This window comes from Pedobacter sp. PF22-3, from assembly GCF_026239555.1.
Lineage (GTDB): Bacteria > Bacteroidota > Bacteroidia > Sphingobacteriales > Sphingobacteriaceae > Pedobacter.
In genome coordinates this window covers 61399-82560 of sequence record NZ_JAPIVP010000009.1, presented here as the reverse complement: position 1 = coordinate 82560, position 21162 = coordinate 61399, and the positions used below count along the sequence as shown (strand labels likewise).

The window sequence follows — 21162 nt, the reverse complement described above, 5'->3', positions numbered from 1 at the left end:
ATGTACTGCTTTTTAATTCGTTTTCTTTTTTGCAAACTCCATTGCAGCGGCGACAAATTTAACAAAAAGTGGGTGAGGATTAGCAACTGTTGATTTTAATTCTGGGTGAAACTGTCCACCAACGAAAAACGGATGGTTTTTAAGCTCTACAATTTCAACTAAATTAGTCTGTGGATTCATACCTGAAGCAATCATTCCTGCCTCTTCATATTGCTTTAAATAAGCGTTATTAAATTCGTAACGGTGACGATGGCGCTCATTGATATGCGATTTGCCATAAATAGAAAAAGCTTTTGTGCCTTTTTTAATATCACAAGGATAAGAACCTAAACGCATTGTACCACCTTTATTGGTGATTTTTTTCTGTTCTTCCATCATGTTGATAACCGGATTTGCAGAATTTTCTTCTATTTCTGTAGTATGAGCATCTTTTAAACCTAAAACGTTGCGGCCGAACTCAATAACTGCACATTGCATACCCAGGCAGATCCCGAAGAAGGGCACGTTGTTTTCACGAACGTATTTTATGGCATCAATTTTACCCTCAATACCACGGCTACCAAAGCCTGGCGCAACTAAAACACCTTGTAAATGGCTCAACTTCTCTTTTACGTTATCTGGGAAAATACCTTCAGAGTGAATGTATTCTACCCTAACTTTACATTCGTTTTTCGAACCTGCGTGTACAAAAGATTCGATAATTGATTTATAAGCATCTGGCAACTCTACATATTTACCAATTAAGCCGATTTTTACTTCAGCTGTTGGATTTTTCAAACGACCCAGGAAATCTTTCCAGCTTTCCATATCCGGATCATTTTTGGTAGGCAGTTTTAATTTCGATAAAACCGTTTTATCCAGTTGTTCTTTTAACATCAGCAATGGCACATCATAAATAGTAGATGCATCCATCGATTCGACTACGGCATTGATGTTAACGTTACAAAATAAAGCAATTTTTTTTCTGATATCAGCGCTAATGTGGTGCTCGGTTCTGCAAACCAATATATCTGGTTGTATACCGTATTCTAATAATGCTTTAACTGAGTGTTGTGTAGGTTTGGTTTTTAATTCACCTGCAGCTGCTAAATAAGGTACCAGTGTTAAGTGGATTACAATGGCATTGGTACTGCCTTCTTCCCATTTAAACTGGCGAACAGCTTCAATAAATGGTAAAGACTCAATATCACCAACTGTACCACCCAATTCAGTAATCACAATATCGTATTCGCCACTTTCGCCTAAAATGCGCATGTTGCGTTTAATCTCATCAGTAATATGTGGAACCACCTGCACCGTTTTACCTAAATATTCGCCTTTACGTTCTTTGCTAATTACGTTTTGGTAAATGCGGCCGGTAGTAATGTTATTTGCTTGTGAAGTTGGAACGTTAAGAAAACGCTCGTAATGACCAAGATCCAGGTCGGTTTCTGCACCATCTTCAGTCACAAAGCATTCGCCATGCTCGTAAGGGTTTAATGTTCCCGGATCGATATTAATGTACGGATCGAATTTTTGAATGGTTACACGGTAGCCACGTGCCTGTAAAAGTTTAGCTAAAGATGCGGAAATGATGCCCTTGCCTAAAGAGGAAGTAACACCGCCCGTAACAAAAATATACTTTGTCATGATTGATTATTTGTGATATTAACCAAGCTTTTTGAGCCTGTTTAATTGTTTTTGTACGGGATACAAAGGTATGAAAAATTATCGCCCGTTCAGATACGAAACGGAATATTTTTTAATTGTATTATTGCACTGATATTGAATCTTTTAGCGAAAATGCCGGTTAAAGAAATAATGAATAAAGCTCCTTTTTAATATCTGCTATCTTTCTGGGATTCTTTTTATCATCATAACGCGTATAAAGGTCGATCATTTTTTTAAAATCTTTCTCCGTATCAGTCCGCTTTCCCTTTGCCGGCGCTGTGATGTTTAAAATGTCGACATTTTTTGCTTCTATCTTTGTGGCAAACCATGTGGTGTTGTACCGCGGGATGGCTAAACCCAATATCATTCCTGGTAAACCGGTGAAGCCCTCAGGGCCACCTTTCAATAAAATCTCATCAGTATAAAAAGCGACTACAGTAACCGTATCATTGATCATGGCGATAGCCTTTCTGCATTCGTAACCGGCAATTTTACGCAGGTCGTGCGTGATTTTCCACTTTAGACGCGGAATACTATCCTTCAGTATAAAATCATTACCCATGATACTTTTTCTTTTCATACGGTTGCTTTTCGCAAAATCTGTAAACAGCTCATCTGTATTGTCAGCGCTGAAGAAGAAGGCATTGTCACTTAAACTTTCCTTTGCTTTAGCCCGGTAAACCGAGGTGCTGTCATTAAAACTGTATTCCCAGTTCGTGGTGCGGTATTTCCCCATTTTTTCTTTGGCCTCATCATTCAGCCATTGGTTATTGGCTAGCTGCTCTTTAATGTTCACCTTTTTCTCAAAAATAATTTTAGCACTTTTGATGAATACCGTTTGAGCGGTAGCCAACTGAAGGCCTAGGCACATGCTGAAGATCAGGCAAAAAAATCTGATGTTATTTCTTTTCATTTTTAACAAAATTGCCGTTTAAATTATAAACCACACCTACCAGCACGTATCTCGGAATAAAGCTGTAAGTACTTTCGCCTATGCTGTTCCCATTTACATAACGGTTGTAGCCAACCCTTTGGCCCAGGATATCGGAAATTGAAACCTTGATCTCCATTTCTTCGGCCTTAAGCATCCTTTTAGACAGATAGGCGTTCCAGATGGCAATGTTTACCGGGCGGGCAAATGAAGCATTGGCGGGCTGGTAAGACAGGGACATGGAGGTATTGAATTCTGTATGATAGGGGAGATTGATGTTTCCTGAAATCTCATGGTCATGACGGAAGTTTTTACCATCATTCACCGTACCGATAGTAGAACGGCTTCGGGAAAAGTTTAGCGAAACGTTGTACTCCAGGCTGAACTTATCATGATAGATACTCACCCGTGGCCTTAAGGTCATGCTGCTCCGGTTGGTTTTATTCAATTCTTTATTCAGGATCGAAACGTCCTGATTAAAATTATAATTGAAACCCATATTCGTATTCAGGTGGATCTTGCTGAAACTTTTTCCGATACTTCCTCCGGCATAAAGGCTTTTCCCACCATTGAGGTTGACAAAGGTGGTCACAGTTTTGTTAGATTGATCGACGGTTGTACTGGCCGACACCGCATTTTGTACGAAGTTGTATCCCGCGTAGCTATAGGCATAAATTTCAGATTTCTGCTGGTAAGTATTGATGTTCAGGTTAAAGTTGTTGTTGAATGATGGCCTCAGATTCGGGTTACCGATTAACTGGTATAGCGGACTGTTCACCTGTCTTAAAGGCTGCAGCTGCTCAATATCGGGCTGATCTGTACGGCCATTGTAACCTACCGAAATACTGCCGCTTCTGCCCAGCTTATAACTCAGGCTCGTTTCGGGTGCCCAGTTGAGATACGAACGGCTCACCTGACGGTTACGGTCGATATCATCCAGGTGGAAGGTCGTTTGAATGGCCTGAGTTCCACCCCGCAACGTAAATTTTTTAGCTTTATATTGTAATACTGCGTTCCCCACATTGGAGAAATTGTTGAATTTGAAAAAGTTACTTAACGAGTCAATCTTTTGTCCGCCCAGGTCCTGGTTATACGTATAGCGCTTACTGCTGGAACGAATCGTTTTAAAACTATATCCCGCCTGTAACGAAAGTCTTTTGCTGAGGGGCTCGGTATAAGAGATCCGCGAAGCCAGGGATGTTTTACTAGCCTGGTCATCATTCAGGTAATTCCGGCGGTCGGGAGTCAGCGCCACACCCGTAGAATCAAAGAGATTAGTCTGATTCAGGCTATTCCGTTCGTTATTATTCCGGTTGTTTTCCGGCTGCAGGTCTACCGTTAAAATCCGCCCTTTGGTTTTGAATTTCTTCACATAGCCGATATTACCGTTAAAAGCATCACTTTGACCATTAGCATCGCCATTTTCGTGGTTACTATTCACCATAATACCTCGTCCGTTTTTCGTTTCGCTATTGCTGAAACTGCTGGCTGAATTGCGTTGCTGGCGTCCACCGAAAGAAATCTTCAGGGTCGATAGCGAATCCAGCTTTAAATCTACACTGCCGCGCAGGCTTTGCCCGGTCGTACGGTTTTCCTCCCGGCCTGCGCTCTGGCTTAAAAAGGTGGTGCCATTTGGAATCAACGATTCATTACGACTGGTGCTTTCGTTAAAAGAACTGTTATCAGCACCTTTAAAATTCAGCTTCATACCCACCTTGTTATCTTTCCATTTGTTTGAGAAGTGACCTCCGTAAGTAGTGATGTTCGGGATTCCACCCCCCGCTCTGAAATCTTCATCTTCGTTATTGCCGTAACTGATCATGACGGTGCTGCCATCATCACCAACCTCAATCACATCATATTCATCACCCTTCAGGCGGCTCATGGCATTGTTGGCTTTAGATTCGGTACTGATGTTGTTATTGAAACCGAAAGCGGCCACTTTCATCTTCCCCTTATAAACTCCCGCCATGGCACCCAAGTTGCGGTATTTGTTCAGGTCGCTGCTCGCTTCCGTTGTGCTGATGTAGCCGTTTTTTGCATTCTCCTTCAGCTTCACGTTGATCACCTTTTCTTTGGAATCTTCCTCTTTAATACCCGTCAGTTCTTCACTTTTACTCTTTTTATCATACACCTCTACTTCGTTCACGGCATTGGCCTTCAGGTATTTTGAAGCCAGCAGGGGATCGTCGCCAAAAAATTCTTCGCCATCAACCAATAAAGTATTTACATCTTTTCCTCCTGCTTTTATTGCGCCATTTTTATCAACCTCGATTCCTGGTAACCGCCTTAACAGATCCTGCAGGTTGGCATGTGGTTTTACTGCAAAACTATCTGCCTGGTAGGTTATGGTATCGCCTTTCATGCTGATGGCTTGTTTTTGTGCCTTAATTGTCACTTCATTCAAAAGTGTGGCTTTACTATCCATTGCAATAAGCCCCAAATTAAATTTCGATGAATCTGCCAATCGGATATCTCTGATATAGTCGGCCATTTTAGGGAAGGTGATGACTAAAGTATAATTGCCTTTTTTTAAGTCCGATAATTCGAATTCGCCATTGGCTCTGGCCCGCGTATTTTTAACTAAAACGGAATCTTTGCTTGATATCAGCAGGATAGAGCTGTTTTGTAATTTTTTTTTCTCAACGGTATCAACCACAACACCCTTTATGCTTGCTTTTTGTGCCAGTGCCGGAAAAAATAGTAATGAAAAAATAAAAACCGAGAAAAGTTGCTTGAGCATGTATGTTGAGGAACGTTAAATAATTTGCGTGGTTCAATGCTCTAATATAAAACTATTTTTTTAGTTTAAAAATAAATATCAAAATATTTTTTTAGGGCGAAAAGGGGAGAGCAAGCTTAGTACACAGCGTTTTGACATTCTATTTCCCTGTTGCCAAAATCAATTTTTTAATCAGTACAATCTGGCCTAAATGATAATAACTGTGTTCAATTACAGCTTCTATATTTCGTAGGTAAGTGCCATACTTTTCGTTTACAAATACCTCGTCAAATTTTTCTTCCTTCATATTTTCTACAGCGATAGCAAAAACTGAAGCATTATTAAATAATTCTGCAGCTAATTTATTCCAATCAGCTGCTGAGTGTATAGGAGGGAGATCAAAACTATATTGATCTTTTATTTCCAGCAGACCGCCATTAAACACAGTTAAAATTCCGGCTAAATAATAATTGATATGATAGGTTAGGGCTGCGATGGTGTTTAAATCCCCTACCTGATGAACAGCCTGTTTCCAATTGATGCTTTTTAACTGATCTCTATAGTTGGTATTGGCTATCCAATAGCCATTTAAAAAAATCTCTCTTAAGCGATTTGCAATAAAATCTGATTTTTTCATTGCTAAACTTTTAAATATTTTTGATTAACAACAATTATAATAAATTTTCACCTTCTGATCTTTTTCGCTCCAGGCAATGTAAATGTTGTTCTCTTTTCCTAGACGGTATTTGAAGCCATTTAAACCTGATTTTTTTAATTCTTCGTAAAGCGCTTTGTCTGGAGTATACTTATCGGCTTTATCTTCCGGCATTACGGCAGGCTCTAAAAAATTATCGTCGCTAAAAAAATCATCAGCAATGGTTTTTAAAAAAATAATCTGGTCTTTTTCTTTAGAAAGATCAACATTTGGATCGGTGTTGCCCAACAATTCAGTGCCTTTAATTTTCGTGTTGTATATTTCTTTTCCACCTGCATTTTTAATTGTAAAATTCAATACCATCTCCTCTGGTTTTCTGCCGGTAAGTTCTATTTTAAAGGTATCTAGTGTTTTTAAATCAGAAAATGATTTGGCCACACTTTGGTTAACATTTTCAAACTCAATCGCATTGTTTTCCTTTTTGCCTTTCGAATTGCAAGCTACAAGCGCTAATAAACAGATGGCAACAAAGAGCAGTATATTTCTCATATCCAAAACTACAAATTTTATGTTTTAGTCATGCCCATATTTTATGATATCCTTTAAATTTAAAATGAATAACTGATAGATATCCATAGCACAGCTATTGCAGGTAGTTTAGCTGCTAAATTGAGCATGTTAGTCTTAATCATAAGCTGGATCGTGTTGTGCACAGCAACAATGTACATACAAAACGAATATATAATATGAGCGTTTTATTTTTCATAACCAGACAAAAATAATCTAATATTTGCATCAGGTAATTAAAATTTGCGATAAATATTAACAATATTATTATATTTGCGTAACTGATTACGTAATTGATGTTTTTATGGATTTTTTTGAACAAACAGGCAAAGTAGCTATCGGAAGCAGGTTGAGAATGTTAACAGATAAAGTGACAGAGGATGCAGCGCAGATTTATAAGTTGTATAATATCGATATGCAACCCAAATGGTTTCCTGTATTTTATGCTTTGGCCAAGGAGCAAGAAAAAACGATTACGGAACTTGCTAAAGCCATTGGCCATTCTCACCCCTCAGTCAGTAAAATCATCAGCGAGATGTTGAAAAAAGGTTATGTTAAAGAAAGTAAAGACAAAGCGGATGGGCGTAGAAATGTAGTAAGCCTTTCTAAAAAAGGAATACAAATTTCAGAAGAAATAAAAGATCAGCTTATTGATGTAAACGCTGCCATTGAAGAGATTTCGGCACAAGCGCAGCATAAACTTTGGGAGGCAATAGGAGAGTGGGAATTTTTACTGGAGCAAAAAACCTTATTGAGAAGGGTAATAAAAAAGAAAAAAGAAAGAGATAGCTTAAAGGTTGAAATTGTAGATTATCTTCCGAAATATCAGGAAGTATTCAGGTCGTTAAATGTAGAGTGGATTTCGAAATATTTTACAATGGAAGAATCTGATTACAAAGCTTTGGATGATCCTCAGGGTTATATTTTAGATAAAGGAGGTTTTATATTGGTTGCACTTTATGAAGGTGAGCCTTTAGGCGTTTGCGCACTAATTAAGATGAATGATGGCGAATATGATTTTGAATTAGCCAAAATGGCGGTATCGCCAAAGGCTCAGGGAAAAAACGTAGGATTTTTGTTGGCAAATGCAATTATTGAAAAAGCAAAATCGTTAGGTGCATCTAAAATTTACCTGGAAAGCAATACCATTTTAAAACCGGCCATTAATCTTTACCATAAGCTAGGATTCCAGAAAGTGGCAGGTAAGCCTACGCCATATGAACGCTGCAATATACAGATGGAACTTACCTTGAATTAGTTTCATTCTATACGTCACCCTTAATTTATTTCAGGGTCTTTATCCATAAAAGATGCTGACCACGCAGTAGCTACAAGGCAATTGAAAACGCTAGCGCTACTTGTAAAATAAATTCAGCATGACGGAATTGATAAACTCATTCCGCCTCCAATAAGTTATTTAACTTCAATAAATCCTCTGGTGTATCTATAGCAACTGTTTCTAAATCAGTTACTTTGGTTTGGATATAAAATCCGTTTTCAATCCAGCGTAATTGTTCCAGACTTTCGGCAACTTCTAAAGACGAAGGCGGTAATTTAGTTATGGCTTTTAAGGCTTCTGTGCGGTAACCGTAAATACCAATATGTTGATAAAACTGGTGTTTTTCTGCCCATACACCCGGTTCGCCATTTCTGATAAAAGGAATCGGACTGCGGCTAAAATACATGGCACGGCCGTTTACATCAATCACCACTTTTGGGCTGTTTGGATTGTAAATGCTTTCCTGGCTTTGGATAGATTTGATTAATGTTGCCAATTGTACTTTTTCTTCAGTAAAGCAGCTGGCCAACAATTCAATCTGTGCAGGTTCGATAAATGGTTCATCTCCCTGTATGTTGATCACAATATCGTATCCTGTTAATGTTTCAATAACCTCAGCACATCTATCGGTTCCGCTTTGGTGGTGAGCAGCAGTATAAGCAAATTCACCACCAAATCTTGTCACTTCATCGGCAATCCGCTCATCGTCTGTAGCAACAACCACTTTCGATAAACTTTTCGCTTTCGAAGCCTGCTCATATACGCGCTGAATCATTGTTTTTCCAGCAATATCAACCAAAGGTTTCCCCGGAAAGCGGGTAGAGGCATAACGGGCAGGAATAATTCCGATAACTCGTAGATCATCAGGAGAAGACTTTAAATTTTTATCGATCATACATTGTTGCGATAGCACTGATAAAAAACAAATACAAATATGGATGCGATGATAAGGTAGGAAATTGGATGGGCAAAATTAAGTGTCCATCCCAGCAATTTTAGGCGTTTAGGGACAATTAGTCTGGAATCTTTTTTGTTGAAATAAAAAGTATCCCATTTCCAATTTTCCGGATTTTCGTGCCCGAAATCTTTTTCCATAGTTATTGCATTAAATAGTTAAACCGTTAATCATCAATTCAACTCCCCTTTGAGGGCTGAGGATTAAAACAGCCCGTTAATCTCTGCCTCTATAGACTGGATGACTGTACCTAAATCTTCAGGGTTATTGGTGAAATCTAGTTTATCCTTATCTAAAATTAATAATTTTCCGAGTTTATATCCTTTAATCCAGGCTTCGTATTTTTCGTTCAGTTTAGAAAGATAATCGATGCGGATCCCGGCTTCGTACTCACGGCCACGGCGTTGGATATTATTAACCAGGGTTGGCACCGATGCACGCAGGTAAACCAATAAATCGGGTGGTTTAATGAAAGAAGTAATGTTATCGAAGATAGCCCGGTAATTATCATGATCCCGGGTAGTCATTAAAGCCATATCATGAAGGTTTTCCGCAAAGATATGTGCATCCTCATAAATGGTTCTATCCTGAATTACATTCCGTTTATTTACTTCAATATCAGTAATTTGCTGAAAACGGCTGTTCAGGAAATAAATCTGGAGATTGAAGCTCCAGCGTTTCATGTCGCTATAAAAATCTTCCAGGTAAGGATTATTGTCCACAGCCTCATACAAAGCTTCCCATCCATAATTCTTGGCCAACAAGCCTGTTAAGGTAGTTTTACCGGCACCTATATTTCCTACAATTGCTATGTGCATCTTTTTTTGCGTTTTGCGGTGAGCGTGCTGCGATGGGCGTTTTTCCGCCAAACGCAAAGCGCTTATCACAATATTAATTAAAAACTTTTAAACCCGATTAAACTACGAACCTCTCTGATCGTTTTTTGTGCACTTTCACGAGCCTTTAAAGCACCATGTTTAGCCACTTGCCTTAAATATGCATCATCTTTGGCAATGTCCTGGATACGCTCACGCATAGGTGCAGTTGCAATAATCATATCTTCTGCCAGTTGTTTTTTGAAATCACCATAACGGATTTGCATTTTATTGTACAGATCATCAAAATGCTGATGCGTATCTACACTTGAGACCACCTTCATTAAATCGAAAAGATTCTGGATTGCTTCGGGTTTTGGTTGATTTTCTTCCGTCGGACCACCGTCACTAACCGCTCTCATCACTTTTTTACGAATAGTTTCAGGATCATCAGACAGGTAAACAGCATTAGCTTCGCCCTCTGATTTGCCCATTTTACCTTTGCCGTCTAAGCCTGGCACTTTAACCAATTTATCCGTATAGCTAAAAGCATAGGGCTCAGGGAAATACTCTGTATGATATAATCTGTTAAAACGATTTCCAAAAGTACGGGCCATTTCTAAATGCTGCTCCTGGTCTTTTCCAACAGGTACTTTGGTAGCCTTGTGGATTAAAATATCAGCAGCCATTAATACCGGATAGGTTAATAAACCCGCATTTACGTTATCAGGGTTGGCACGTACTTTATCTTTAAAAGAAGTACTGCGCTCTAATTCACCCATGTAGGCATTCATGTTTAGGTATAAGTATAGCTCTGCAACTTCAGGTACATCACTTTGTATATAAATAGTGCTATTCTCCGGATCTATTCCGCTGGCCAGATATTCAACCAAAACATGTTTAATGTTTCCGTGCAAATCGGCCGGGGTAGGGTGTGTAGTTAAAGAATGTAAATCGGCGATAAAAAAGTAACAGTTATAGTCGTTCTGCATTTGAACAAAGTTTTTAACTGCGCCATAATAATTACCCAAATGTAATTTTCCTGTTGAGCGGATTCCGCTCACCACTGTTTCTTTCATAATGCCACGAAATTAAAAATAAAATGCAAGCAATCCAGCAATCGGTTTAATTTTCATGCTAAGAATTTTTCTGAAGGCCTTGTCTGGTCATTAGTTCCCATTATGCCATCTTCCTCTCAACTGTAGCGCAGTGTAGTGGAAAGATCTGTGTTCCATTAGTGGTTAGTGTATCAGCGACTACAAGGATAGTATTTAATAGATTTGAAAATGAAAGGGAGCTTTTCATCGGAAACTTCAGTCCTTCTTTCCATTACAAGTCCGCACCCGATGAAAAATCGGGTTTACGGGCTTTTCATTTTAATAAGGTTTATTAACAACGGTTTTTGCGAGAAAAAAGCAATTATTCTATTCTAGTGATTGGTGTCGCACCTACAAAAAAGTGATATTTCTCTATTCATTTGGAAATGAAAGCCAGTATTTCATTGTAGTTCTCAGTCCTTCTTTCCGTTACAAGTCCTGGCTCGTGCCTCGCTTGCAGGCTTTTCACTGCAATAAGGTTTATTAACAAAGGTCTATGAACGAAGATCGTTGTAACTGCCAACTAAAAATTGCCAACTGATAACTTTAGTTTGGAATTTCAAACAATTTTATATTTTTGGTATAGCTATGATCAACTTTCTAAGGCAAGTACACCGGATATGGTTTCTATTCTGGATACTGTTTTTTTTCGCGCTGTTTTATCCTTTATATTACGTTACCTCCCGTAATGAAAAGTATTATAGTATGCTGAATTTTTTTAGAAAGGCCAACAGCTTTTTATGTAGTCTTTTTTCAGGTGTTTTTTTTCGTTATCAATATGAAGAAAAACTCGATCACAAGCAAACTTATATCTATTGTGCTAATCATACTTCTAACCTGGATATCATGATTTTTTGCATTTTGGGTCATGGTAAATTTCACTTTATGGGAAAAGACGAGTTATTGAATAATCCTGTATTGGGCATTTTTTTTAAAACCATCGATATTTCTGTGAACCGCGACAGTAAGATTTCTGCTTTTAAAGCATTTAAAAAAGCTGGAGAGAACTTGGAGAAAGGAATGAGTCTGATCATTTTTCCGGAGGGTAAAATTGATGATCATTATCCACCGAAGTTGGGCGAATTTAAAAATGGACCGTTTCGTTTGGCCATTGATAAAAATATCCCTTTGGTGTCCGTAAGTATCATCGATGTTTGGAGAATTAATTGGGATGATGGCGCAAAATATGGAAGTAAGCCAGGAATTTGCGATATTTACGTCCACAAACCTATAAATACTTCAGTTTTGGCCGATGTTGAAGCTGATGGTTTAAAAGAAAAGGTTTACAAATTGATTGAAAGCAAGTTGATATAGATATGAATTTAGACGCAAAAACCATCCATAAAATTGCCGATCTGGCCCGAATTCATATTGATGAAAAGCAGGTAGATATCCTCATCCCTGAAATGAATAAAATTTTATCTTTCATGGAAAAGTTGAACGAACTGGATACTTCAAACGTAAAACCTTTGGTTTATATGAATGAATCGACAAATGTTTGGAGAGAAGATGTAGTTAATCAGGAAATAACGACCGCTGATGGTTTAAAAAATGCGGCAAAGCATACTGACCAATTTTTTATGGTACCGAAAATTATTGAAAAATAAAGCTGTATGATAATGCTGATCCGATAGCTTCCGAATTAATGCAGCATCTTTAAGATTAACAGGTATGCTTAATTTTTAATCCTGCTGTAACATCTTACCTGCTTCGATTGTCTAAAAAAGAAAAAACATGGAGAAACCACTCATCACTATAAAGGAAATTGGCCGCAAATATGTTATTGGATCTGAAGTGATTCACGCTTTAAAATCAGTTTCTTTAGATATCAATAAAGGCGAATTTGTAGCATTGATGGGGCCTTCTGGTTCTGGTAAATCAACCCTGATGAATATTTTAGGCTGCCTGGATACACCATCAAGCGGCACATATATTTTAAATGGAACAAATGTGAGCCAGATGAGTGATGATGCACTAGCCGAAGTTCGTAATAAAGAAATTGGTTTTGTTTTTCAAACTTTTAATTTATTGCCACGTTCTACATCATTGGATAATGTTGCTTTACCTTTAATTTACGCCGGAACAAGTAAAAAAGATAGGGATACAAGGGCAGCCAAAGCACTTGAAAATGTAGGTTTGGGCAACCGTATGGACCATAAGCCCAATGAACTATCAGGTGGTCAGCGCCAACGGGTAGCTGTAGCCCGGGCTTTGATCAATAATCCTTCTATTATCTTAGCCGATGAGCCAACCGGTAACTTAGATACCAAAACTTCAATAGAAATTATGGGTTTGTTAGAAGAAATTCATAGTAAAGGCAATACCATCATTCTGGTTACGCATGAGGAAGATATTGCGCAACATGCCCACCGCATTGTAAGGATGCGTGATGGTTTGATTGAAAATGATTATTTAAATACAGATATAAAAAATGTATCTCCCCGTTTGCAGGCATTGAAAGAGACTGGCAGCGATTGGGAGAAAATTAATTGAGGTGTAAGGTAAAAGGTTTATGGCGTAAGGTTTTACCCTCAACCTTCAACCCTACACCCTAAACCTTTTTAAATGAAAATTTACACTAAAACAGGCGATAAGGGCCAAACCTCTTTGATAGGTGGTACCCGCGTACCTAAATATCATTTACGTATCGAAACCTACGGTACTGTTGACGAATTAAATTCGCACATTGGTTTAATTATGTGTCAGGATATTGAGGCGCAGGACCAAAAATTGCTAAAAGAAATTCAGGACAGGTTATTTACCATTGGTGCATCACTGGCGGCAGACCCTGATACATCTAAAATGAAGATTCCCGATCTGCATGATGCTGACATTACCTTATTGGAAAAGGAAATGGATTTAATGAACGAAAAGCTGCCTGCTTTGAAACATTTTGTTTTACCTGGCGGAAACACCGTCATTTCATACTGCCATATTGCACGCTGCGTTTGCAGAAGAGCTGAACGTTTGACAGTAGCGCTTGCAGAAAATAGCTTTGTAGATGAACGTGTAACCATGTATTTGAATCGCTTAAGCGATTATTTATTCGTTTTGGCACGAAAACTGACCGTATATTTTAATGCGGAAGAAAACATTTGGATTCCGAGGGTATAAAGTGGAAAAATAAGTTTGTTTTGCTCAAAAATTTTAATATACTTTGCGCAATAATAAGAACAGGAATTTAATTGAATTGACGATATGTATTGGACATTAGAACTAGCATCGCACCTGGAAGACGCACCATGGCCTGCAACTAAAGACGAATTAATTGATTACGGTATCCGTTCTGGTGCCCCGGTAGAAGTTATAGAAAACCTACAGGCATTGGAAGATGATGGCGAACCTTATGAAACCATTGAGGAAATTTGGCCAGATTACCCAACCAAAGAAGACTTCTTCTTTAACGAGGACGAGTACTAGAACTTAAAACAGATAAAAAACCTTTCAATAATACTGGAAGGTTTTTTTGTTTATTTATTTTAATGATGTAAATCAGTAAGATAAGCGAAATCTTTACATTTTCTAAACAAAATCTAAAAGCCGTGTGTTAATAATGCAAAAATGTAACATTACTTAAAAAAAAATTAACACTATGGGAAATTTATTGTACTTAGTCGCAGTGGTATTGGTAATACTATGGGTGATCGGATTTGTATTTCACGGCTTCGGCGATGTTGGTAATATAATCCACGTATTATTGGTAATCGCAGTAATTGCCATCTTATTAAAAGTAATTGGCAGGGCAGCGTAAAAATATATCGCACCGACATTCATTCTTTTAGAAGTAGGAATTACTTTGAATAGATGAATTAAAAAAGGAGTTCCATTTTTGGAATTCCTTTTTTAATATCAATGCTGATATAATTACTTTCGGTAAGTGCTCTTAAAGCTTGGCGTACGACAATAGCTTGCCGCTAATGGAAAGATTAGCTTATAACAGTGAGTTAAAAAATATCTCCTGGATATTTAAGAAATGTTGTTAATCTAGATCGAGTCAGCAAGAACTTATAATTTCAGAATCAAGCTTTTAATTTTTTAATAACAATTCCGCCAGCTCGAGATCAATAGGGTAGGTAATTTTAATATTAGCTCTTTCTCCTTCAATGATATTGATCTCATACCCGATAGATTCTACAACACTTGCATCATCTGTGAAATAGGGGCTGAATTCCTGTTTGTAAGCTTCTTTAAGGATGTTAAGGTTAAAAGTTTGTGGGGTCTGCACCAGATAGATTTCATCGCGTTTTAAAGCCGATGTTTTGCTGTTTTTAAGCAAACGAACACTATCGCTGGATTGTACCGCTGCAATAACATTTCCCTGTTTGGCGGCTTCAGTAAAACAGCTATCAATCAGTGTTTTCGAAACCAGCGGACGAACGGCATCGTGTATGGCAACATAACTATCTTCTTCAATCGTATAGACTGCATTTTTAACCGAATGAAAACGTTCTGTACCACCATCAATAACCTGGTGTGGGATATGGAAATTAAATTCTTTACATAACCTGGCCCAGTAAGCCTGTTGATCTTTATTTAAAACCAATAAAATTTTGGGTTGTGTATCGCTTGCTGCAAAAGCTTTTATGGTGTGCATTAAAACCGGAAGGTTTTTAAGCAATAGAAATTGTTTTGGGGTTTCTGTTTGCATCCGATTTCCAGAACCGCCTGCTACAATTATAGCGTAGTATTTCATGGTTGTGCGTTTAGGGCATGGCGTTTAGCGCTAAACCGCCAAACGCCAACCGCAAAACTTATATAATTAGCATGGCATCGCCATAGCTGTAAAATTTGTATTTTTCTTTTACTGCAACTTCATATGCGTTCATTACATTTTCATATCCGCCAAATGCACTTACCATCATCAATAAAGTAGATTCTGGCGTGTGGAAATTGGTAATCATAGAATTTGCAATGCTGAAGTCGTAAGGAGGGAAGATAAACTTGCTGGTCCAGTCGTTAGCCGCTTTTAATGTTCTGTTAGCAGAAACAGCCGATTCGATAGCGCGCATTGACGTAGTTCCTACGGCACAGATTTTTCTTTTTTCTTCTATAGCTTTATTTACAATGCCCGCATCTTTTGGTTCGATGATAAACTGCTCAGAATCCATTTTGTGTTTGGTTAAGTCTTCAACCTCAACTGTTCTGAAAGTGCCTAAACCTACGTGTAATGTTACTTCTGCAAATTCTACACCTTTAAGTTCAAGACGTTTCATTAGTTCGCGACTGAAGTGTAAACCGGCAGTTGGAGCTGCTACTGCACCCTCATGTTTAGCGAAAATAGTTTGATAACGTTCCTTATCTTCGGCGGTAGCTTTACGTTTAATGTACTTAGGAAGAGGAGTTTCACCTAAAATTTCAACATTTTTTCTGAATTCTTCATCTGTACCTTCAAACAAGAAACGGATAGTACGACCACGTGATGTAGTGTTATCTACAACCTCGGCAACCAGTAAATCGTCGTCGCCAAAGTATAATTTATTACCTACGCGGATTTTACGTGCCGGATCTACCAGTACATCCCACAAACGTAGTTCCTTATTTAATTCACGTAATAGGAAAACCTCGATAGTTGCACCGGTTTTTTCTTTATTACCATATAAACGTGCAGGAAAAACCTTGGTATTGTTTAATATCATTACGTCTTTGTCATCGAAATAACCTAAAACGTCTTTGAAAATTTTATGTTCAATTTTACCGCTGTCTTTGTGTAAAACCATTAGGCGAGCTTCGTCGCGTTGTTCTGCCGGATTGTTGGCTACTAACGATTCTGGTAAGTTGAATTTGAATTGTGATAATTTCATTCTTGATGAATTTTTTGAGGTGCAAAAATACGAATTTAATTTTTCTTTTCCGTATTTTATCAAACGCAATTTGTGTACATTATGTTTTGATCATTTTAAATCAAATTATACAGTACTACTGATGCATGAATAGATATTAAATTAACTAGTTTTGAAGATAAACTGTAACCTTTTCAAAGGCTTTGCATCTAACCTTTAATTATGATAATCTTTAGGCTGATAGGCGAGAGTTTCCGATTTGCATTTGATGCGTTGCGCCAGAATAAATTACGCACCATGTTGTCGCTTCTGGCTATAACAATTGGTATTTTTACCATTATAGCTGTGTTTTCTGCGGTAGATACTTTTCGCGGTAAATTGCAGGCCAGTGTAGATAAACTTGGCTCAAATACCATTTATATTCAAAAATGGCCCTGGAGTTTTGGTGATAATTATCCCTGGTGGAAATATATGAACCGCCCTCAGCCTTCGTTGCGGGATTTCGAAGCGCTCCGCGAGCGAATTAAAAATGCTCAGGGCGTTACATTCGAGATATCGGCTAGCGATAGGGTTATCAAATATAGAAGTAACTCGGTTGAAGGAATTTCGGTTTGGGCGGCATCGCATGATTTTAATAAGACCTGGAATTTCGAACTTGAGGATGGGCGTTATTTTACTGAAAATGAAAGTAAAAACGGATCTCCTGTTTGTATTTTAGGTTCTGATGTAGCCGATGGACTTTTTAATGGTGATGCAGCAGTAGGTAAACAGGTACAGATTTTAGGGAGAAGGTTAACGGTGATTGGTGTTTTTAAAAAAGAAGGGGAAGATATGTTGGGTACTTCTCTTGATAAAAATGTAAATATTCCAATTGCTTTTGCAAAAGGTGTTTTAGATATCCAAAATGAACGTTATGGACCACAAATTACCGTTCGTGGTAAGGATGATGTGAGTTTAGAAGAAGTTGAAAGCGAATTGAAAGGGTTAATGCGCTCCATCCATAGAATTAAGCCTGGCAAGGAAGAAGATTTTGCGCTAAATAAAACCACCATTATTTCTAACCAGTTAGACTCGATGTTTAAGATGGTAAATATTGCCGGTTGGGTTATTGGTGGATTCTCTATTTTAGTTGGCGGTTTTAGTATTGCCAATATCATGTTTGTATCGGTTAAGGAACGGACCAATATTATTGGTATCCAGAAATCGTTAGGTGCAAAAAACTATTTTATATTGCTTCAATTTATTTTCGAATCTATCTCACTTTGCATTTTAGGTGGTTTACTAGGGCTATTACTCGTCTTTCTGCTCGCTCTGGCCATTGGGGCAGCCACAGACTTTCATATTATATTGGGCCTGAATAATATTGCTTTAGGTATTGGAATATCCATTATTATCGGTACTATCTCTGGTTTTTGGCCAGCTTATTCGGCTTCGAGGTTAGACCCTGTTGAGGCGATTAGAAGTTAATTCAGCTTGCGGTAATCATTTGGCAGTTTGCTTTGCACTGCCCTCAGTTCATAAACCTTATTGTAGTGGATAGCCCACAGCGAGGCCACGAGCGAGGACTAGTAACGGAAAGAAGGACTACTGTTCCCGATGAAATGATGGCGTTCATTTCCAAATAAAATAAAGATGCTGTATGTGGTCGATGTGATACCAACTACCAGGGTATACAGTTGGCAGTTTTTAGTTTGCTTTGCACTGTCCTTGGTTCATAAACCTTATTGCAGTGGATAGCCCACAGCGAGACTACGAGCGAGGACCAGTAACGGAAAGAAGGACTAAAGCCCGCGATGAAATGCTTGCTTTCATTTTCAAATCATGAAACTGTAATAAAGACCCTGAAATAAATTCAGGGCGACGACTGTGCTATAAAGCTGATACGAAGAAAATAAAACCCCTCGCTAAATTTTAATTAAAGAGGGGTTTCTGTTTATATGAAGTTAACTGAAAAAAGCCAGCTTAAAACTGATTAGGCTAATTTGCCTAAAGCTTCTTTAATTCTTCTTAATGCTTCAACCAAACTTTCGTCAGATGCTGCATAAGATAAACGGATGTAGTTATTGTTACCAAACGAATCGCCGCCTACAGTTGCTACGTGCCCTACATTTAATAAATACAAAGCCAGGTCTGAGGAATCTTTAATCACATTTCCGTCGGCATCTTTTTTACCAAAGAAAGAGCTGATTTCAGGGAAAAAGTAAAAAGCCCCGTCTGGAAGATTTGTTTTTACACCTGGGATTTCATTTAAAAGGTTGTAAACCAATTCTCTGCGACGTAAAAATGCTTCTTTCATTTTTAAAACACTAGCCAAACCTTGCTCGTAAGCCACAATTCCAGCTCTTTGCGCAATAGAACATGTACCAGAAGTAGTTTGTCCCTGCAATTTATCGTTAGCGGCTGCAATTTCTTTATTAGCAGCGATATATCCTAGTCTCCAACCCGTCATAGCAAAAGCTTTAGAGAAACCGTTAACAATGATTACGCGATCTTTAATGCTGTCGAATTGTGCAATAGATTCATGTTTATCAACGAAGTTGATGTGCTCGTAAATCTCATCAGAAAGAATGTAGATATTAGGGTGTTTTTCGAAAACCTCTACTAAAGCAGCCAGTTCTTCTTTACTATAAACCGAACCTGTTGGGTTACATGGCGAAGAAAACATAAATAATTTCGATTTCGGGGTAATGGCTGCCTCTAATTGCCCAGGTGTAATTTTGAAATTACTTTCTATATCTGTATCGATAAAAACAGATTTTCCTTCTGCCAGGGTAACCATCTCCGAATAAGAAACCCAGTAAGGTGTCGGTATAATTACTTCATCCTCCGGATCGATCAAGGTTAAGATAACATTTGATAAAGATTGTTTTGCACCTGTTGAAACAACGATCTGTGAAATATCGTAATCCAGGTTGTTTTCTGTCTTTAGCTTGTTTACAATAGCCTGGCGCAGGTCTGGATAACCCGGAACTGGCGAATAACGGGTGTAATTGTCGTCTAATGCTTGTTTAGCAGCATTTTTTACATGATCGGGTGTATTAAAATCGGGTTCACCAACACTTAAACTGATTATATTAATGCCCTTTGACGCTAATTCGCGGCCAAGTTTGGTCATTTTAAGGGTTGCAGATTCTGATAGACTGTTGATTCTTTTAGATAAGGTGCTCATGGTTAATTACTTTGAGCGCAAATATATAAACCAAATATTATTCTGCACTAAAAAAGACATAGTTTTTCTCATTTAATTTATCCGATAAACGTATTTTTGAAAAAAAATATTCTCGTGTCGGTAAAAAAGAGAGCAATAATAATTTCACTGGTAGTGAGTGTGGTGCTGATGTTGGCTAAGTTTGTTGCATATTTTATTACAGGCTCTAACGCAATCTTAACCGATGCGGCAGAGAGTATTGTAAACGTAATAGCAGGTAGTTTCGCTTTTTATAGCATTTACCTGAGTACACGTCCCCGCGACGAAAATCATCCTTATGGGCACGGAAAAGTTGAGTTTTTCTCTGCCTTTGTTGAAGGAATATTGATTTTGATTGCGGGTGTGGTAATCATTTTCAAGTCATCATACAACCTTATTTATCCGCATGCAGTGGGCGAGCTATTAACCGGAACGTTAATTATTGGCACTACCGGGTTGATTAATATGATTGTAGGCCTCTACTTAATCAAAATAGGTAAAAGGGAGCATTCGATCACTTTGCAAGCTGATGGTGAACACCTGTTGACAGATACTTATACCAGTATCGCAATTGTGATTGGCTTAATCCTAATACAATTAACAAATATTATTTGGCTGGATAGCTTACTTTCTTTTTTAGTAGGCTTTTACATTGTTTATTCTGGTTATAAACTTACACGCGGATCAGTAGGCGGTTTAATGGATGAAAGCGATTTTACACTGGTTGAAGAAGTAGTGGAAGTGCTGCAAAAAAACAGGCATAATCCCTGGATTGATGTACATAATCTACGTACGCAGCAATATGGTCCCGAATTTCATATTGATTGCCATGTAACTTTGCCCTATTATTTTGATTTGAATAAGGTTCACCGGGAAATTTCTCAGATTGATGAGTTGATTAATTCGAATGGTGTGCGCAAAGCTGAGCTGTTTATCCATGCAGATCCCTGTTTACCTGAATGCTGTCATTATTGCCATATGAGCGAATGTCCGGTGAGAGCAGAAGCCTTTAAAAAAGAAATTGTGTGGACACCTGAAATCGTAATCAAAAACAAAAAACATTTCGAAAATGAGCTACTTTAATGTCCGCGTTTACGGACTTTTAATTAACCACGATAACGAGGTTTTGGTGAGTGATGAAGAAGAATACGGATTCCGTTTTAGTAAATTTCCTGGTGGTGGTTTAGAGTTGGGCGAAGGCCTGATTGATGGATTAAAGCGCGAATTTGTAGAAGAATGTGAAGCTGAAATAGATGTGTTATCACATTTTTACACCACAGATTTTTATGAAAAATCATCGTTTAACGATAGTCAGGTAATTAGTGTGTATTATCTGGTGAAAGAAAAAGCGCCCCTGCAACTGGCTTTTAAAGATAAAATCTACGATTTCGATGGAGAAGGGGAGATTCTTCAGGCCTTCAGATGGGTTAAAATTGAAGATTTAAATATTGAAGAAATCACTTTTAAAACAGATAAAACCGTAACCCAGCTTTTAAAAAACCAATACTTAGGTAAATTGTAAAT

General features: G+C 38.1%; 22 protein-coding genes. 10 read left to right on the top strand and 12 right to left on the bottom strand.

The annotated features are described in order from the left end of the window. Positions 1-12 precede the first annotated feature (12 nt). From OQX63_RS13120 to OQX63_RS13100, 5 genes are all read right to left on the bottom strand, one after another. A complete protein-coding gene (locus tag OQX63_RS13120) occupies positions 13-1629 on the bottom strand; it encodes a CTP synthase (RefSeq protein WP_265851317.1) in 1617 nt (538 codons plus the stop codon). A 160-nt stretch (positions 1630-1789) separates the two neighbouring features. Continuing rightward, entirely contained in the window at positions 1790-2563 is a 774-nt protein-coding gene (locus OQX63_RS13115; protein ID WP_265851316.1) for a GLPGLI family protein, read from the bottom strand. Beyond that, on the bottom strand, positions 2550-5324 hold the full coding sequence (locus OQX63_RS13110; protein WP_265851315.1) for an outer membrane beta-barrel protein: 2775 nt from the start codon (positions 5322-5324) through the stop codon (positions 2550-2552). Before OQX63_RS13110 ends, OQX63_RS13115 begins: the two co-directional genes overlap by 14 nt. 139 nt (positions 5325-5463) lie before the next feature. Continuing rightward, positions 5464-5940, bottom strand: coding sequence for a DUF1572 domain-containing protein (locus OQX63_RS13105; RefSeq protein ID WP_265851314.1), 477 nt, complete (start codon positions 5938-5940; stop codon positions 5464-5466). Positions 5941-5964: 24 nt separating this feature from the next. Continuing rightward, the gene (locus OQX63_RS13100; protein ID WP_265851313.1) at positions 5965-6507 is read right to left on the bottom strand and encodes a hypothetical protein; all 543 of its coding nucleotides are present in this window, start codon (positions 6505-6507) and stop codon (positions 5965-5967) included. A 322-nt stretch (positions 6508-6829) separates the two neighbouring features. Here OQX63_RS13100 and OQX63_RS13095 point away from each other — a divergent pair, with 322 nt between their 5' ends. Further along, a complete protein-coding gene (locus tag OQX63_RS13095; RefSeq protein WP_265851312.1) occupies positions 6830-7783 on the top strand; it encodes a bifunctional helix-turn-helix transcriptional regulator/GNAT family N-acetyltransferase in 954 nt (317 codons plus the stop codon). A gap of 136 nt (positions 7784-7919) precedes the next feature. Here the strand turns inward: OQX63_RS13095 and kdsB are convergent, their stop codons facing one another. The 4 genes from kdsB to trpS form a co-directional block, all read right to left on the bottom strand. Further along, positions 7920-8699, bottom strand: a complete 780-nt coding sequence (gene kdsB, locus OQX63_RS13090) for a 3-deoxy-manno-octulosonate cytidylyltransferase (protein WP_265851311.1) — start codon at positions 8697-8699, stop codon at positions 7920-7922. Beyond that, complete coding sequence (locus tag OQX63_RS23380; protein ID WP_265851310.1) at positions 8696-8899, bottom strand: DUF5808 domain-containing protein; 204 nt, start codon at positions 8897-8899, stop codon at positions 8696-8698. The genes kdsB and OQX63_RS23380 overlap by 4 nt, the downstream gene beginning before the upstream one ends. A gap of 63 nt (positions 8900-8962) precedes the next feature. Further along, positions 8963-9577 carry a deoxynucleoside kinase gene (locus tag OQX63_RS13080; protein WP_090500686.1) on the bottom strand — a complete coding sequence of 205 codons (615 nt, stop codon included), beginning with the start codon at positions 9575-9577 and terminating at the stop codon, positions 8963-8965. Positions 9578-9654: 77 nt separating this feature from the next. After that, positions 9655-10653, bottom strand: coding sequence for a tryptophan--tRNA ligase (gene trpS, locus OQX63_RS13075; RefSeq protein WP_265851309.1), 999 nt, complete (start codon positions 10651-10653; stop codon positions 9655-9657). Positions 10654-11259: 606 nt separating this feature from the next. Here trpS and OQX63_RS13070 point away from each other — a divergent pair. From OQX63_RS13070 to OQX63_RS13045, 6 genes are all read left to right on the top strand, one after another. Then, complete coding sequence (locus OQX63_RS13070; RefSeq protein ID WP_265851308.1) at positions 11260-11985, top strand: lysophospholipid acyltransferase family protein; 726 nt, start codon at positions 11260-11262, stop codon at positions 11983-11985. 2 nt (positions 11986-11987) lie between these two features. After that, positions 11988-12278: an Asp-tRNA(Asn)/Glu-tRNA(Gln) amidotransferase subunit GatC gene (gatC, locus tag OQX63_RS13065; protein WP_265851307.1), complete on the top strand. Its 291-nt coding sequence runs from the start codon at positions 11988-11990 to the stop codon at positions 12276-12278. 127 nt (positions 12279-12405) lie between these two features. Next, entirely contained in the window at positions 12406-13164 is a 759-nt protein-coding gene (locus OQX63_RS13060; protein ID WP_265851306.1) for an ABC transporter ATP-binding protein, read from the top strand. Between the two features lie 72 nt (positions 13165-13236). Beyond that, a complete protein-coding gene (locus tag OQX63_RS13055) occupies positions 13237-13785 on the top strand; it encodes a cob(I)yrinic acid a,c-diamide adenosyltransferase (protein ID WP_265851305.1) in 549 nt (182 codons plus the stop codon). Positions 13786-13869: 84 nt separating this feature from the next. Beyond that, complete coding sequence (locus tag OQX63_RS13050; RefSeq protein ID WP_010603503.1) at positions 13870-14091, top strand: DUF2795 domain-containing protein; 222 nt, start codon at positions 13870-13872, stop codon at positions 14089-14091. A gap of 172 nt (positions 14092-14263) precedes the next feature. Next, the gene (locus OQX63_RS13045) at positions 14264-14422 is read left to right on the top strand and encodes a lmo0937 family membrane protein (RefSeq protein ID WP_138823867.1); all 159 of its coding nucleotides are present in this window, start codon (positions 14264-14266) and stop codon (positions 14420-14422) included. A 276-nt stretch (positions 14423-14698) separates the two neighbouring features. Here the strand turns inward: OQX63_RS13045 and OQX63_RS13040 are convergent, their stop codons facing one another. Further along, complete coding sequence (locus tag OQX63_RS13040) at positions 14699-15364, bottom strand: 2-C-methyl-D-erythritol 4-phosphate cytidylyltransferase (RefSeq protein ID WP_265851304.1); 666 nt, start codon at positions 15362-15364, stop codon at positions 14699-14701. 58 nt (positions 15365-15422) lie between these two features. Further along, positions 15423-16472 (bottom strand): tRNA preQ1(34) S-adenosylmethionine ribosyltransferase-isomerase QueA, encoded by a 1050-nt coding sequence (queA, locus tag OQX63_RS13035; protein ID WP_090496630.1) that lies wholly within the window; start codon positions 16470-16472, stop codon positions 15423-15425. Between the two features lie 201 nt (positions 16473-16673). On the opposite strand from queA, the gene OQX63_RS13030 reads away from it, so the two are divergent. Continuing rightward, positions 16674-17918: an ABC transporter permease gene (locus OQX63_RS13030; RefSeq protein WP_265851303.1), complete on the top strand. Its 1245-nt coding sequence runs from the start codon at positions 16674-16676 to the stop codon at positions 17916-17918. Positions 17919-18423: 505 nt separating this feature from the next. Here OQX63_RS13030 and OQX63_RS13025 read toward each other — a convergent pair. Then, positions 18424-19620 carry a pyridoxal phosphate-dependent aminotransferase gene (locus tag OQX63_RS13025; RefSeq protein WP_265851302.1) on the bottom strand — a complete coding sequence of 399 codons (1197 nt, stop codon included), beginning with the start codon at positions 19618-19620 and terminating at the stop codon, positions 18424-18426. Between the two features lie 114 nt (positions 19621-19734). Here OQX63_RS13025 and OQX63_RS13020 point away from each other — a divergent pair, with 114 nt between their 5' ends. Further along, entirely contained in the window at positions 19735-20721 is a 987-nt protein-coding gene (locus OQX63_RS13020) for a cation diffusion facilitator family transporter (protein WP_265851437.1), read from the top strand. Then, positions 20708-21160, top strand: coding sequence for an NUDIX domain-containing protein (locus OQX63_RS13015; RefSeq protein ID WP_265851301.1), 453 nt, complete (start codon positions 20708-20710; stop codon positions 21158-21160). Before OQX63_RS13020 ends, OQX63_RS13015 begins: the two co-directional genes overlap by 14 nt. Positions 21161-21162 lie beyond the last annotated feature (2 nt).